At 43.2% G+C, this 15,329-nt stretch carries 14 protein-coding genes; 8 read left to right on the forward strand and 6 right to left on the reverse strand.

Annotation, left to right across the window (positions count from 1 at the left end; all coding sequences use genetic code 11):
• Nucleotides 1-21: 21 nt before the first annotated feature.
• Nucleotides 22-2,568 carry a nitrite reductase large subunit NirB gene (gene nirB / locus G4D73_RS02380; protein WP_213687295.1) on the reverse strand — a complete coding sequence of 849 codons (2,547 nt, stop codon included), beginning with the start codon at nucleotides 2,566-2,568 and terminating at the stop codon, nucleotides 22-24.
• 503 nt (nucleotides 2,569-3,071) lie between these two features.
• Between nirB and G4D73_RS02385 the strand changes: the two genes are divergently transcribed.
• The 7 genes from G4D73_RS02385 to G4D73_RS02415 all read left to right on the forward strand — a co-directional run bounded on the left by G4D73_RS02385 (nucleotide 3,072) and on the right by G4D73_RS02415 (nucleotide 9,048).
• Complete coding sequence (locus G4D73_RS02385; protein ID WP_004280362.1) at nucleotides 3,072-3,650, forward strand: ANTAR domain-containing response regulator; 579 nt, start codon at nucleotides 3,072-3,074, stop codon at nucleotides 3,648-3,650.
• Nucleotides 3,651-3,660: 10 nt separating this feature from the next.
• Nucleotides 3,661-4,677 carry a CmpA/NrtA family ABC transporter substrate-binding protein gene (locus G4D73_RS02390; protein WP_213687296.1) on the forward strand — a complete coding sequence of 339 codons (1,017 nt, stop codon included), beginning with the start codon at nucleotides 3,661-3,663 and terminating at the stop codon, nucleotides 4,675-4,677.
• A gap of 244 nt (nucleotides 4,678-4,921) precedes the next feature.
• Nucleotides 4,922-5,866, forward strand: coding sequence for an ABC transporter permease (locus tag G4D73_RS02395; RefSeq protein ID WP_213687297.1), 945 nt, complete (start codon nucleotides 4,922-4,924; stop codon nucleotides 5,864-5,866).
• Complete coding sequence (locus tag G4D73_RS02400) at nucleotides 5,866-6,747, forward strand: ABC transporter ATP-binding protein (protein WP_044110889.1); 882 nt, start codon at nucleotides 5,866-5,868, stop codon at nucleotides 6,745-6,747. The genes G4D73_RS02395 and G4D73_RS02400 overlap by 1 nt, the downstream gene beginning before the upstream one ends.
• A 77-nt stretch (nucleotides 6,748-6,824) precedes the next feature.
• Nucleotides 6,825-7,832: an isopenicillin N synthase family dioxygenase gene (locus G4D73_RS02405; RefSeq protein WP_213687298.1), complete on the forward strand. Its 1,008-nt coding sequence runs from the start codon at nucleotides 6,825-6,827 to the stop codon at nucleotides 7,830-7,832.
• Nucleotides 7,829-8,710: a hypothetical protein gene (locus tag G4D73_RS02410; RefSeq protein WP_213687299.1), complete on the forward strand. Its 882-nt coding sequence runs from the start codon at nucleotides 7,829-7,831 to the stop codon at nucleotides 8,708-8,710. The genes G4D73_RS02405 and G4D73_RS02410 overlap by 4 nt, the downstream gene beginning before the upstream one ends.
• Before the next feature lie 8 nt (nucleotides 8,711-8,718).
• Complete coding sequence (locus tag G4D73_RS02415) at nucleotides 8,719-9,048, forward strand: DMT family transporter (protein ID WP_213687300.1); 330 nt, start codon at nucleotides 8,719-8,721, stop codon at nucleotides 9,046-9,048.
• An 89-nt stretch (nucleotides 9,049-9,137) separates the two neighbouring features.
• On the opposite strand, the gene G4D73_RS02420 is transcribed toward G4D73_RS02415, so the two are convergent.
• Genes G4D73_RS02420 through G4D73_RS15595 form a run of 4 tightly spaced genes read right to left on the reverse strand, consistent with a single transcriptional unit; the run spans nucleotide 9,138 to nucleotide 12,547 of the window.
• Nucleotides 9,138-10,160: an ABC transporter substrate-binding protein gene (locus tag G4D73_RS02420; RefSeq protein ID WP_174894393.1), complete on the reverse strand. Its 1,023-nt coding sequence runs from the start codon at nucleotides 10,158-10,160 to the stop codon at nucleotides 9,138-9,140.
• The gene (gene atzF, locus G4D73_RS02425) at nucleotides 10,157-11,965 is read right to left on the reverse strand and encodes an allophanate hydrolase (RefSeq protein WP_213687301.1); all 1,809 of its coding nucleotides are present in this window, start codon (nucleotides 11,963-11,965) and stop codon (nucleotides 10,157-10,159) included. Before atzF ends, G4D73_RS02420 begins: the two co-directional genes overlap by 4 nt.
• 11 nt (nucleotides 11,966-11,976) lie before the next feature.
• Nucleotides 11,977-12,420: a CopG family ribbon-helix-helix protein gene (locus G4D73_RS02430; RefSeq protein ID WP_213687302.1), complete on the reverse strand. Its 444-nt coding sequence runs from the start codon at nucleotides 12,418-12,420 to the stop codon at nucleotides 11,977-11,979.
• A complete protein-coding gene (locus tag G4D73_RS15595; protein ID WP_266100015.1) occupies nucleotides 12,413-12,547 on the reverse strand; it encodes a hypothetical protein in 135 nt (44 codons plus the stop codon). The genes G4D73_RS02430 and G4D73_RS15595 overlap by 8 nt, the downstream gene beginning before the upstream one ends.
• A 612-nt stretch (nucleotides 12,548-13,159) precedes the next feature.
• On the opposite strand from G4D73_RS15595, the gene G4D73_RS02435 reads away from it, so the two are divergent.
• On the forward strand, nucleotides 13,160-15,052 hold the full coding sequence (locus G4D73_RS02435) for an AAA family ATPase (protein WP_213687303.1): 1,893 nt from the start codon (nucleotides 13,160-13,162) through the stop codon (nucleotides 15,050-15,052).
• An 11-nt stretch (nucleotides 15,053-15,063) separates the two neighbouring features.
• Here the strand turns inward: G4D73_RS02435 and G4D73_RS02440 are convergent, their stop codons facing one another.
• Nucleotides 15,064-15,309 (reverse strand): hypothetical protein, encoded by a 246-nt coding sequence (locus G4D73_RS02440; protein ID WP_213687304.1) that lies wholly within the window; start codon nucleotides 15,307-15,309, stop codon nucleotides 15,064-15,066.
• Between the last annotated feature and the right edge of the window lie 20 nt (nucleotides 15,310-15,329).

Here is a 15,329-nt window from a genome sequence, read left to right on the forward strand (position 1 = left end):
CATTCTCCCTGACTGTGGTATTTAGGCTTCAACCACTGGAATACGGTTTAAATCACGTTCAGCTTCTGTCTTTGGACGAATCTGGCCACGTACAGGCGCAAACTGAATATGCGGGTCATTCTGCTCGGCTACTTTGGCATTAATAAAAGTCTTAAAGCGTTTGCGCACTTCAGGATCTTCAATCGCAGTGCGCCATTCATCCTGATAAGTGCCAATCACATGCTGCATACGGCTTTCCAGTTCAGCGGCAATGCCGAGCGAATCATGCACAATGACATCTTTGAGATAGTCCAGCCCGCCTTCCATATTGTCACGCCACACACTGGTGCGCTGCAGACGGTCTGCTGTCTGGATATAGAACATAAAGAAGCGGTCGATATATTTGATCAGTGTGGGAGTATCCAGATCCGAGGCGAGCAGTTCAGCATGGCGCGGTTTCATGCCGCCATTTCCGCATACATATAGATTCCAGCCTTTTTCCGTGGCAATGACACCGACATCCTTGCTCTGTGCTTCTGCACATTCACGGGTACAGCCGGATACTGCCATTTTGGTTTTATGCGGTGAACGCAGGCCTTTATAACGATTTTCCAGGAAAATCGCCAAGCCGACAGAATCATCGACTCCAAAACGGCACCAGGTACTACCCACACAAGATTTCACCGTACGTAAGGATTTGCCGTAAGCATGTCCGGACTCGAAACCGGCATTGATCAGTTTTTCCCAGATTTCAGGCAGTTGATGTACCTGCGCACCAAACATGTCAATTCGTTGTCCGCCCGTGATTTTGGTATATAGACCATAATCTTTGGCGATCTGACCGATGGTAATCAGACCATCCGGGGTAATCTCGCCGCCTGCCACACGTGGCACAATCGAATAGGAACCATCTTTCTGGATATTGCCGAGGTAGTAGTCGTTGCTATCCTGCAAACCGGCATGACTTGGTTTCAGAACAAAATCATTCCAGCAGGATGCCAGAATATTGGCTACAGTCGGTTTACAGATATCACAGCCCATGCCGTGCCCATGTTGCTGAATCAGGTCAGAGAATGTCTTGATCTCATGCACACGAACCAGGTGATACAGTTCCTGACGTGAATAGGCAAAGTGTTCACACAGGTGATTGTTCACCGTGACACCCTGACGCTGTAATTCAGATTTGAGAACCTGCGTTACCAGTGGCGCACAGCCACCGCACGCTGTTGCAGCCTGCGTGCATTTTTTCAATGCACCCAATGAAGTTGCACCGCCATCAATGGCTGAACAGATATCAGCTTTGGAAACGTTATTACATGAACAGATGGTCGCACTGTCAGGCAATAAATCGATGCCACTGCCACCTGATTTGGAGGTTGACTGATCAAAGCCCGGCATGATCAGGCTTTCCGGTTGCTCCGGTACAGCCAGACCATTTAGCATCATTTGCAGGAGATCACTATATTCTTTGGCACAGCCCACCAGCACCGCGCCCAGCAGCTTGGTCTTGTCTGCTGACACCACGATTTTTTTATAAACCTGCGCGGCTTCATCAGCATAGAAATAGCTCAAGGCACCTGGGGACATGGCGTGTGCATCACCAATAGAGGCAACATCCACCCCCATCAGTTTAAGTTTGGTGCTCATGTCTGCACCAGCGAATGCATGACTTTCTTGTCCTAGTACGTGTTTCACCGCGATACGGGCCATGTCATAGCCCGGTGCAACCAGACCATAAATTTTATTATCCCAAAGTGCACATTCACCAATGGCATAAATATCCGGATGTGAGGTCTGGCAATAATCATTAATGATGATGCCGCCACGCTCACCAATCAGAAGGCCGCTCTGGCGCGCCAGTTCATCACGCGGACGAATACCGGCCGAGAACAGGATGATATCGGTTTCAAGTACCGAACCATCTCCGAACTTCATTACATGCTGAGCGCTGTCACCATCTTCAATACTCGAGGTGGCCTTTTGAGTATGTACCTTGACACCCAGGTCTTCAATTTTAGAGCGCAGTACCCGGCCGCCCAGCTCATCAATCTGCACCGCCATCAGACGCGGAGCAAATTCTACGACATGGGTTTCCAGATTCAGGTCACGTAGTGCTTTTGCTGCTTCCAGACCCAATAAACCGCCGCCAATCACCACGCCGGTTTTTGCATTCAGGCTAGCTGCACGAATGGCATCAAGATCTTCAATGGTACGATAAACAAAGCAATTCTGACGGTCATTGCCCGGGATTGGCGGTACAAAGGCATAAGAGCCGGTGGCAAGAATCAACTTGTCAAAACTCAGCACATCACCCTGGCTGGTGGTGACGGTTTTATTGAGCTGATCAATTTCAACCGCTTTAGTATTAATTCGCAAATCAATGCCATAGGCATCGGCAAAATCACTACGACACAGACTCAGATCCTTGACCGACTTGCCGCTGAAATATTCGGTCAAATGTACCCGGTCATAAGCTAAATGTGGCTCTTCTGCCAAAATGGTCAGCTCAATGTCATCACCGGCCTGTTCCAGTACAGATTCGATGAATTTATGCCCCACCATGCCATGCCCAATCATGAGAATTTTCATATCTGCACTCCAACTATTGTTTTTTTAAAGATGATAAAAAGCCGCATATCACGTCTAGGCATTGATATGTCTGCTGATTGAATATGTTGTAAATACCGCAACCCAGCGCTTTGTAATGCTGGAGGAAGGGTTGAAACGCTTGTGCGTTTTGTATTGCTGAACAACTGACCATGTCATTTATCCTGTGCTGAACGAAATACCAATCACACTCCTTGAAAGTGCAATTACGATCAGAACGGACATCGTTGGCCGTTGTTAGTATTGAAAGTCATCTTTGACGATTTAATAAATGCAGAAATCGTGCCAACTTTTCCAATAAGAAAACGCCTTATTTCAGGCAGATGATCTACCTAAACGCTTCATTTTGATTAGCCATCAGCTGAAATCCCTAAAGCTATGCACTAAATTGAACAGAAAAATAGAATTTTATGCACCAATTTAATGGCATGTTTTTTGCTTTACTCCTGCTTGAATATTCCTTAGGCCTTACTTGAAAATATTCCATGTCCAAATTACGAATTGCTCTTATTGATGATGATCTGGAGCGCGCCCAATTCATCCAGGAATCCTTACTTTCACATGATTTTCAGGTGGTGGCCTGTTTAATCCTGAATGACCTGAATATGGTACATGTTAAGGGTATTCATGCAGATGTGATCCTGCTGAATATGGATCATCCGCATCGGGATATTATTGAAAGCTGTGTCAGCCAATATGAACTTCCGACCGTGCTGTTTACCCAGAACTCCAATAAAGACACCATCAAAAGTGCGATTGATGCCGGAATCACGGCTTATATTGTCGATGGTATTGATCCCACCAAACTAGAAAGCATTCTGGAAATTTCAATTGAACAGTTTCGCAAGCATAAAAAGCTGCTGAATGATTTAAAAGAAACCCAGGACAAACTGATTGACCGTAAAGATATCGATAAAGCCAAAGCGTTGCTCATCCAGCTGCATGCATTAACGGAAGAGCAAGCTTTTGCTTTATTGCGTAAAAATGCCATGAGTCACCGGATTACCATTGGTGAAATGGCCAGACGCTTACTGGATGCACAGAAGCTGTTATTGGGCCAATAAGGAAAAGCATATGTCCACATTAGAAAAAACTGAACTCAATATTGGCTATATTCCTTTACTTGATTGTGTTGCCATTCTCTGGGCCGAAAAACAGGGGTATTTTGCTGAGCAAGGATTAACCATCAATTTAATCCGTGAAGCCTCCTGGTCAAGTTTGCGTGACCGTCTGGCCTATGGCTTTCTGGATGCTGCACATTGTCTATCCGCCATGTTGCCCGCTGCTGCCCTGGGCACAGACCAGTTACAGGTGGCTTTGCAAACCCCTCTAGTACTGAGCGTGAATCAGGCTTTTATTAGCCTGCGCCAGGATTGGTGCTATGAACTCGGCATCCAGCCTGGGGATGATGAACAGAATACCTCAAAGAAACTGGTACAGGCTTTACAACAGAATCATCCCATCAATCTGGCCTATGTGTATAAATATTCAATTCACCATTACTGTTTAAAAGAATGGCTGGCGCTGACTGATCTACAACTGGCCAAGAATATCCAGCTGATGACGTCCCCACCGCCTTCCATGGTAAAAGGAATTTCGGAACAGGTATTCGATGGTTTTTGTGTGGGAGAACCCTGGAATATTCAGGCCAAACTTGAAGGCTATAGCTTTATCGTTGCGGCGAGCCAGAATGTCATTCCAAAAGTTGCCGATAAAGTCTTGGCCATGACCCAGGAATGGGCAGAACAGCATCCATTTACTGTAGAGGCAGTGGTCAAGGCAGTACAAAAAGCGCAGGATGATTTAAAGCAGCGCCCTGATCTTTCCGAAGTATGGGACATGCTGGTGGACTATCAGATTATTCAGTTTGAATGTTCCGCCCAGCGGCATGTTTATGACTTTTACAAGATCAAGAATATCATCCGGAATTTTGTTGGGGAAAGTGCCGAACCGAAAGTCGATGATTTTATCTGGCTTTTGCAGCAGATGCAGAAATGGGAAGATATTGAAATGACCGCAGCCGAGAAAAAACAGCTTGCGCAGCAGTGCATCTATAGCTTGCAAAACCAGCATGCAGACATTATTGGCTAAATAATGCTACTGAAAAAAGAGGCCTGATTTTTCGGGTCTTTTTTATTGAGTCTATTTTCCAGAAAATGATTAAAAATCTCTGCATTCTGATCTAACTTCTTAAATATGATTAAGAGTTGTCTGCTAATTTTTTCTAAAAAATAAATCCTTTTAAGAGTCATTTCATGATTTGGTATGAAATGGCATCCATTTTGCTTATTTAGTATTACGTTTTATAAAATTTGTAATATTGAGGGGCAACACTATGAGTTACGTTGCACGTGAACTCAGTCAAAGAAATAAATTACTGTTTGGCTTGGGGTCTTTTTTAATACCAATTTTAATTTGGTGTGCAGTCAGCTACTTGCCATTTATTTGGCATCCACAAGTCCAAATTACTGATTCTGGTAGTGTTGCCTATTTACAGGTCGAGAGTCGTATTGATAAAGACCAGTTTTTTTCTGCTGCGCAATCTGCAGTAGATCAAGGTCTGGCTCCGCCGCAGGGTATTCTGGTCAACCCGATTTATCTGCCTGCACCGCATCAAGTGGCAATTGCACTGATCACAGCTTTTACCACGGAGCCGGCTCAGGCCAATGCGCCCTGGTTTCATGAAAGCCTGTGGCACAGTATCAAGCTGGTCTTTACCGCGTTCTTTATTTCTTCCTTAGTTGGTATTCCACTCGGTATTTTATGCGGGTTTTCCAATAAAATTTCCCAGCTGATCGAGCCCTTTGTCGAATTTTTTCGTTATTTGCCTGCTCCGGCCTTTGGTGCACTGGCAGTCGCAATTCTCGGAATCAATGATGCACCCAAAATTGCCATTATTGTGATTGGAACCCTGTTCCAGCAAATCCTGATTATTGCCAATACCACACGTCTGGTGGATCGCAGCCTGATTGAAGCCGGTTTTACTCTGGGCACCAATAAACTGAAAAGTCTGTTACATGTGGTGATTCCTGCCGCCCTGCCTGAAATTTACCGCAATCTGCGTGTGTTGCTGGGCTGGGCATGGACTTACCTGATCGTAGCAGAACTAATCGGCAGTACCTCAGGAATCACATGGTTTATTACCCAGCAAGCCCGCTATCAGAACTTTGATAATGTCTTTGCCGCCATCCTGATTATCGGGGTGATTGGTCTGCTGTGTGATGTGATCTTAATGAAACTGGGACAACGCTTATTTAAATGGAAACCGGGAGCTAACTGATGCAAAACACTGAATTTAATACCCGCGAATACTTTGACAAGATTTATAGCCGTCCGGTGATTCTGGAAGCCAAACAGCTGACCCAATCATTCAGTCATGGCAAAACCGAGCGTACGGTTTTAAATGCCCTTGATTTGAAAATTCATAAGCGGGAGTTCATCTGTGTGATTGGGCCTTCCGGTTGCGGCAAGTCAACCTTTAGCCGTGTAGTCGCCGGTCTGGATCCTTATAGCAGTGGTGAGATTCTGGTGGATGGCCAGCCGATTACCGGCCCAAGTCCAGAGCGTGGCATGGTGTTCCAGGGCTATACCCTGTTTCCATGGAAAACCGTCAAGGAAAATGTCATGTTTGGTCCGCGCATGAAAGGCCAAAGTAGTGCAGCGGCAGAAGCACAAGCACGTGAATGGATCAATATCATTGGTCTGGAAAAGTATGAAAACCAGTATCCGCATGAGCTGTCTGGCGGGATGAAACAGCGTGTTGCGATTGCCCGGGCTTTGGTCAATGAACCGAAAATCCTGTTGATGGATGAACCCTTTGGGGCACTTGATCCACATACCCGGCAAAAAATGCAGCGTCATCTGATGGATCTTTGGCAAAATATCGACATCACCATCATTTTTGTGACTCACGATATGGATGAAGCCATTTTACTGGCCGACCGGATTGTGGCACTGAAAGCCAATCCGGGTGAAATCAAGGAAATTATCGAAGTTGATCTACCTCGTCCACGCCATCCAGACGTCATGCTTAGTCCTGAATTTAAACAGTTAAGACAACGTGTCGATTATCTGGTGCATGCTGAGGAAGATGAACTGGATCCGGCACTGGCAGAACTGCCGGTCATTCCGCGTATGACCAAGGTCAGCAGCAATAAATAATCTTATCCAAAATGCCTTTGGGACGACCCGAAGGTTTTAATCGCTGTGTTGGACGACCAACATTAGAGGTGATTGTCATGCAAGCGCAATATGTACTCCCACTGGTTGATATTTCAAAATTGCAAAGTCCGGATTTAGCCGATCGTATTGAAGTTGCTCATGCTCTGGATCATGCCTGTAAAGAAGTTGGATTTCTCTATCTGCAAGGCGACCAGTTTAATTTTGACTACGCCAAAGACCTGATTGAAATGGCCCAGTCCTATTTTTGTCAGGATCTGGACACCAAAATGCAGCACTATATTGGCAAATCAAAAAATCATAGCGGCTATGTGCCAATTGGCGAAGAGCAGTTTGCCGGCAACAGTTATGATTTAAAAGAAGCCTATGATGTCAATTATGATTATCAGGGGGTAAGAAAAGACTGTCCTTTACTTGGGCCCACCTTATGGCCAGACCATCGGGATTTCAAGTCTATTGTCAGCCAATACTATAGCCATCTGCGTGAGATCAGCCGGCAGATTTTTTCTGCCTTTGCACTGGCGTTGGGCGTTCGTGAGGATTTTTTTGAAAGCAAAATTACTGATGCACCAAGTCAGCTACGTTTGATTCATTATCCCTATAATCCGGAAGTGCAAGATGCCGAAGGTATTGGCGCACATACCGATTATGAATGCTTTACCCTGCTGTTACCCACCGCGCCCGGCTTACAGGTTTTGAATAAAGCCGGTGAATGGATCGACATCCCCCTGATTGAAAATACCCTGGTGATGAATATCGGGGACATGATGGAAATTCTGTCAAATGGTAAATATCTCGCCACCAAGCACCGCGTGAAAAAGGTCTCGGAAGAACGTTATTCATTCCCGCTGTTTTGCGCCTGCAATTATGACACCGTGATTGAACCGGTTATTCACACTGAAAATTCCAAATATTCTGCCCTGATCGGGGGCGAGCATCTATTTAATCAGACCGCCCAGACCTTTCAATATTTAAAACATCGCGTTGCTAGCGGTGAACTGGTCTTAAAAAATGCTGTACCACTTTCTTCTTTTGGACTTGAAGAACAGGCGGAGACAGCATCATGAATCTGTTTGAAGTAATTAAAACTTTAAAGCCCACTACCCCTCAGCCAGAGATTATTCCGGGCTTTTTATATGGGGCATTTCGGCGTAAAAGCATCAGTTTTTATAATGGCCTAACTGATGAAAATACCATTGTGTACTGGTTTCAGTCGCACAGTTTTACCATTGATCTTCGTCTAAAAAGCCAGACGGGAACTGCTGTTCAGGAACGCCAAGGCTGGATTGGCAATACGTTTTGGGATAACGCTAGCCAACTCTTGTCCTGGGACGTGAAAGACTACGCCAATTACCAGAATCATGTGCAATGGCCGGAACCAGCCAGGTTGCATGCGATTGGCAACTGCATTCTGGAATTTTCTCCAAGTAATGTGTATGTCGAAGACTGGCGCCAGCAGGTACAGCACGGTTTATTTTTAGGGCTGCGGCTTCAGTCTGCGCTTGATGTTCAATCTGGTCAGGAACTGGAAATGGATGGTGGCCTGATCATTTGTGCTGATCATATTGCCTATGCCCTGACGCGTTTGCCTGAAGTGCAAAGTGCAGTAGCTCAAATGGATTTGAAAGCTGTCGATCCGACCGTGTTTGCCTTGGTGGAAAGTTTTGAAGTTTCTATCGGGACTGATGGTCAAAGTAAAACTTATAGCACTCGCAGCAATGAAACAGGTAAAGCCTTTAATCTGGAAAATTTTGAAGTTCTCGATGAAACCCGTCTGGTTCAGCACGTCATTTTAGATGGTCGCGACATTGACCTGATTTTTGAGCTGGATATATACCAGCCGGATTACCAATTTCAATATACAACCCCCACGACTACACAGGCTGAAATCTGGCTGAAGTCAGAACAGGATCACCTGATGCAGCATGCAGAACGGGCGTTATAGGGAGAAATATGTCTTTTTTATATCTGTCGATTGCCATTATTGCAGAAGTCATTGCTACTTCTGCATTGAAAGCTTCCAATGGTTTTAGCGTGCTCTGGCCTTCACTTGCCACCATTGCCGGTTATGCCGTTGCCGTGTTTTTCCTGTCACTGACCATGAAAACCATTCCGATGGGCATTGCCTATGCAATCTGGTCTGGTGCCGGCATTATCTTGATTTCAACGGTTGGCCTCTTGGTGTTTAAACAGCAACTGGATCTTCCCGCGCTGATCGGTCTGGCGTTTATGATCATTGGCATTATTTTTATCAATGTCTTTTCCAAAAGTACGCAGCTTTAATATTTTAATATTCATCTAACAATAAAAAATCCCCAATCCGGGGATTTTTTTATGGGTCTAGATTACATTCCCCAATGAGGCGGCATGCTCTATTTGAGTTCTTGTAACAGAGTCGGAACAATCACACCATCCACATTCATTTCAGTCGTATAAATGCCGTTGGCCACATTGAACTTGTTCACATGGTAGCTGGAACCATAGATCGAGTCGAAGCCATCACCTTTGGTAAAGACTTTCTTGTTGGCGGCCAGATCCAGCAAATGCGTGCCATCAATGAACTGCATATAGGTCTTCGCATCGACACCGACACGTTTGGACATGATCTGTGCAGCATCTTCACGAGTCGCCGGGTCATTGATGTATTTGACAGTTTTATCCCAAACCTGAATCACCTTTTTCCATTGCTCTTTATTGGCTTCCAGATGGGCTGGATTCACGGTCAAGGTATCGTAGATTAATCCAGGCTTGTCTTTAGAGGTGAAAATAATCTTGGAACCGGCAACAGCAGATAAAGCCTGATTTGCCACCGGCTGCCATACTGCAATCGCATCAATATCGGGAGTGGCAAAAACCTGTGGCAATTCATTGGTCATGGTATTGACCAGTTTGACCTCATTCAGGCCAACTTTGGCATCATCCAGTGCAGTGGACAGTAACAAGTGATCGACCAGACCTTTTTCAGTGGCTACGGTTTTACCGCGCAGATCCTGAATCGAATTAATGCCATTCTTGGCAATAATCACGTCATTTCCAGCTGAATAATCGGTCGCCATGATCATCACGCCCTTGGTCCCGCCAGAGCCAGTGACCAGATTATCACCATTAGTGACCATGACCGCATCCAGCTGGTTGGCAGCAAAAGCTGAAAGTGAGGCTGAATAGTCAAACCATTTAAAATCAGCATTGACTCCAGCTTCCTCTAACCAGCCTTTTTCAATCGCAACTTGCCACGCAACCCAACCCGGCCAGTCGCTATAACCAATCCGGATGGGTTGAGTATTTACAGTACCTTCAGCCTTGGCATTTGGTTCAGGTACTTTAGCGGTATTGTCACAACCGCTTAAAAGGATTGCAGACAGTACGGAAACTGACATCAGTGCTTTTTTGATCATTTTGCGACTTCCCCTATGCATTCACATTTAAATTTGGTATTTGAAAGTTGTTTAGATTTCATAAATTCGCGCCAGCCACCGAAATGACTAATATCTGTTGCATCCTCAAGTGCATAGCCTTCACAGATAAAGCCTTTGACCCAAGTACCATCAATCAGCTGAACATTACCGATCCCCAATGGTGCCGGAACTTCTGCAACAATGTCTCCGAACAGTGCACGCGGAATGTCCCAGACTTCGACTTCAATTGAACAACCTTTCGCGTTGTATTGGAGGCCGGGTTTTGGTGGTGTGGTATTTTTTAAAGCATAGAGTTTGTAATGCGAAGCAGTCCGGGTCTGCTTGATCAGGGTGCCACTGCGTGTGGTCAGCTGAAAGTTCAGCGGCATTCTACTTAGATGTGCACCGACGACAGCCAGTTTGACGCTGTGATCCGATGAGATTTCAGTTGTTTTTTCATAGCTAAGTTCAGAGGTGCCTAGCTTTAACTGGCTCGATTGCTGCCATTTTTGCCCGAATTTGGCCAGTGCTTCATCCATCCAGGCTGGCGCAATAAAGGTCACACCCGTTGGAAGACCATCAGCACGAATGCTATTTGGTAATGCCAAAGCCGACAGGTCGGCAAAATTGACAAAATTGGTATAAGCGCCCATGTGGCTGTTTTTTACCAGAGGATCGGCTTCTACTTCTGCAATGCGATAAATGGTGGGTGCAGTAGGCACCATCAAGGCATCATAATCTGCCAGTGTATTTTGAATAACACGGCTCAGGTGGGCACGTTCATATTCATCCTGCATGACATCGACCGCATTGAACCGGTCTGCCTGCGCAATAATCTGGCCAATGACCGGATGGGTCTGCTCGCGTTGCACCATTTTTTCCATGGCACTGGTACGTTCAGCCACCCAAGAGCGGTTATACAAGGCCGCTGCCAGTTGTTGAAATGGAGCAAAATCAATCGGCTCAACCATATAACCCAAGCTTTGTACACGTGCGATCGCTAGATTAAACGCTTTTTCAGTTTCAGCATCGCCATAAAATTCCAGTGTATCTGGAATGGCAATTTTCCCTTTTGAAAATTGGCTCGGTACATTTTGAGGATGCGTTCTGGAATACTCATCGCTGGCATCATAGCCCTGCATGACTTGCACCACCTGCCAGGCATCATCCACCGTTAAGGCAAAAATCGAAATTACATCGATGGTGCGGCAAGCCGGAATCAGGCCTGTAGTCGAGAACCAGCCTTTGGTCGGTTTGAGTCCGACAATGTTATTGTGCCCTGCTGGTACACGTCCTGAACCAGCAGTATCTGTACCCAGTGAAAATGGCACTAATCCTTTTGCGACGACTACACTGGAACCGGAACTTGAACCGCCACTGATGTATTCAGGATTAAAGCTGTTCTTAACCGCACCGTATGGAGAACGCACACCGACCAGACCCGTTGCAAACTGGTCCAGATTGGTTTTACCCACGACAATCGCGCCGGCAGCTTTTAATTTGGCTACTGCGGTTGCATCGGAAGTCGCCAGATAAGCTGCCTCTTTACATGCTGCTGTGGTATAGAACCCTGCAACATCAATATTGTCCTTGACTGCAAATGGCACTCCATAAAGTGGCAAGCTTTCAATATCTGCACCAGTTAATGCATCAATTTGTGCCTGTAATTGTGCTGCCGTCGCAATTGAAATCCAGGCATGATCGTCATTCTTCAACCCGGCAACATACTCAATCAGGTCACTAAGCTGGATATTGTTATTCTGGTAGGCGTGTTGCCAGTCCTGTACAGTCCATAAGTTGTGCACAGCTGTTCTCCTTAAGTGTGTTCGGTATTTTGTGGAATAGGCGGCATGACGGCATCCATCAGTTCGAGATGCACTTTAATCACGCCTTTCAGTGCAATAAATTGTTCGCTAATTTCTTTCAGATCACTGCTCGCGCCCTGCATCAGCATGACTTGCAGGATTTTTTCATCATCCAGCTGGATATGAAGTGAGTTGATCACTTGCGCCAGATACTGCTGCTGCAGATCGACCAGCTGACTGCGCAGCGGTTTTAGACTGACGTCGTAGAGCAAGGTGAGTGTGCCAACCATGACTTCATCGCGAATCACCAGATCATCAATCAGGTGACGATTAATCATGTCGACTATGGCCTGCGAGCGGCTTTCATAGTGCTGCTCGACAATTTTTTGATCCATTGCATGCAGCGTTGTTTCTGGCACGGTAATACTGATCCGTGCCAATTTTTGTTTAGGCACGATGTTGATCCTTGGGTTGTTGGTATTGTGAAGACTGTTTAATGTGAAAGCCTGCACGTACGCTGAGCAGCTCAACCAGAAAGTGAAGCCATGGATGCATTTTTTTATTTGAGGTCAGATTGTTCATGTGCATCTCCTAGGAATATTACAAAACCAGAATTTCGTATTACTTAGGAAAATGCAGAAAGCGTGCCAATTTTTAGTTATTTGGATGAGGTAAATAAACTTGCTTAAAAGGGCGAAAAAAAGCCCCATAAGATTGAAATGGGGCTTGTTCTAAAGCAAAAGTAAGTTTTGTATTTCACCGGTTTATTCCATTTTGATTGCTCATGTCCTTGCTATTCTTTTTATACATGAATGGTTAACCGATGTTTGTGATTATGAGTGATCAAGTGTATTGCTCTCCTCTATTTATGTTGTATGTAAATAAAAGCATTAAGCGTGCCACAATATAAAAATAGAATAGATTTAAGCAGAATGCGTGGGAAATTAATTACATACGTAAAAAGAGGCAAAACAAGGATGATTTATTTTTTAAGTATGCCTAAAAAATAGGCTATTTTGCACCATTGGGGTTCGAGTGTGCATCAAAGTGTGGCTGAAAGATTCAGGCCGTTATCTATCTAGGGATTATACTTCTAAAACAAACACAACCAGATTTGAATTAATCACTATTTCGCAACTCATTTGAAAAGTAATGAATTAATGCTAAATTAGCTCCCATATTTGGGGGCTTTTTATGACTGAAAAATTATATTATTGGGCTGAAAGTTTAGAGAATTACATTTCTGATAATGAAGTACAAAATGATCAATTATTGGAAATAAAAAGGCTTAATTTTTTCATAGGAAAAAATAATGCAGGAAAAAGTAGGTTTTTAAGAACTCTTTTTATGAGTAATTACCCAAGTGGATTTTATAATTTCCCTGAATTAGTAAAAAATTTAAATATCCTTAAGATACGTTTACCAGAGTTAGAGGCAGAATTTGGCTACACCTCTAGCTTTTCAAATATAAAAAATAATTACCAAGATTTGATCAAAGATTTAGAACAAAGTAAGACAAGTCAGTTAATATTCCTAAACTCTTCAATCAAAAGTACTTTAGAACGAGATAGTAAAATAGCAAACTTGTTTATGGACTATAATTTTTTCGAAATAACCGATGAGCAAGTTTCTAAAATTTCAGAAGTATTTTTAAATCAATTTTACATCCCTATTCTACGTGGTATGCGACCTGTAACTGACCTTCAAAATAAGCAACCTTACATAGATCGTGCTCAAAAAGATTATTTTATTGATACCAATAAATTCAATGCCAAAAATATTATTACTGGTGAGTGTTTATATCATGAGCTAAAAATTCATCTTCTAGGTGAACCTGAACAACGTGAAATTATTAAAAGTTATGAAGAAAAATTAAGTCAATATTTTTTTGATAATGAACCTGTTTCACTCATACCTAAACATGATCAAGATGTTGTAAATATCAAGATTGGGAATGATGCTCAACGTCCTATATTTGAACTCGGTGATGGTCTGCAACAAGCAATCATTTTGACTTATGAAGCATATATAAAAAGCAAAGACAAAGAAGGTAACTTAGAAACTCATGCTTTCTTTATTGAAGAGCCTGAGCTTCACATGCATGCAGGTATGGTTCGTCAGTTAATGAACTTTTATTTGAATGAAACTAAACACTATTATTTCTTCACAACGCATTCCAATCATCTACTCGATATGGCAGATGAATCTGACCAAGTCATGATTCAGAAGTTTGTAAAGCAACCGAAAGAAGATAATCCAAACGAATTCGAATTTAAAATTTATCGTTGCGACCGTGATCGTGACTTACTTGCATCATTAGGCGTACGTCCTTCTTCTGTGTATTTGGCTAACTGTACGATTTGGGTAGAAGGCATTACCGATCGGCTCTATATCATTAAATATATGGAAAAGTATTTAGCAGAATTAGAAAAAATCGATGAAGAGCTTTATAAAAATTATCGCCGTTTTATGCCAAATTACCACTATACATTTGTGGAATACGCAGGAAGTAATTTAACACATTGGTCTTTTGATGATGATTATCCTAAAACTAGAGAAGAAAGGATCAGTTTTCTACAACAAGACCGAGGTCAAAGTGCGACTGCCGTTGCCAGTGATATGCTATTAATCGCTGATGGTGATATACAAAAAAATTCTGAGAAAATAAAATTCTTAAGAAAGGAATTAAACAAAGATAATTTAATTATTTTAGATTGCAAAGAAACCGAGAATACTTTGCCAAAAGACTCAATTATCCGAGTTGTTAAAGCAAAATTTCCTCGTCTTAAACAAGTCAAACCGAGCTATGATATTTCTTTAATTGATCATATTACTCAAGATGATTATTTCGATAATGCTCAATATGGTATTGGTCGATTAATTGATGAAAAAATTAAAAAACCAACATCAACTACAACCAAAACAGCTTTTGCTGATGGTACTGGCGTAGGAACTATTAAAGATAAATTAAAATTTTGTCGTGAAATTATTAAAGATTTTGATGAGTATTCTGATTGGAAACTTACACCTAAAGCTAAACAATTATGTGAAAGAATTTTTAATCATATTGAAAAGTGTAATTCATGATTTTTGAACACTTAGGCAAACGCCCCAAATTGGGAGCTGATCACACCAACGATACTCATTTGTACATTTTCAAACATGCTTGCCTGTTTGAATAATTTGTTGTTGCGATTTAAATTGATTGCTTCCTTCATAGATACCTCCAGTGACTGAGTTGATTGATTTAATAAGTTAAACTTTTTATAGCCTAATTCATTACTGAGCATAATGCCCAACCATACAAACAGTGTGATCAGCCCTATTAATGGAACGTCGCCCAAGCTCAACGCTTGCCTAAATA

It is taken from the genome of Acinetobacter sp. WY4 (assembly GCF_018438165.1).
Lineage (GTDB): Bacteria > Pseudomonadota > Gammaproteobacteria > Pseudomonadales > Moraxellaceae > Acinetobacter.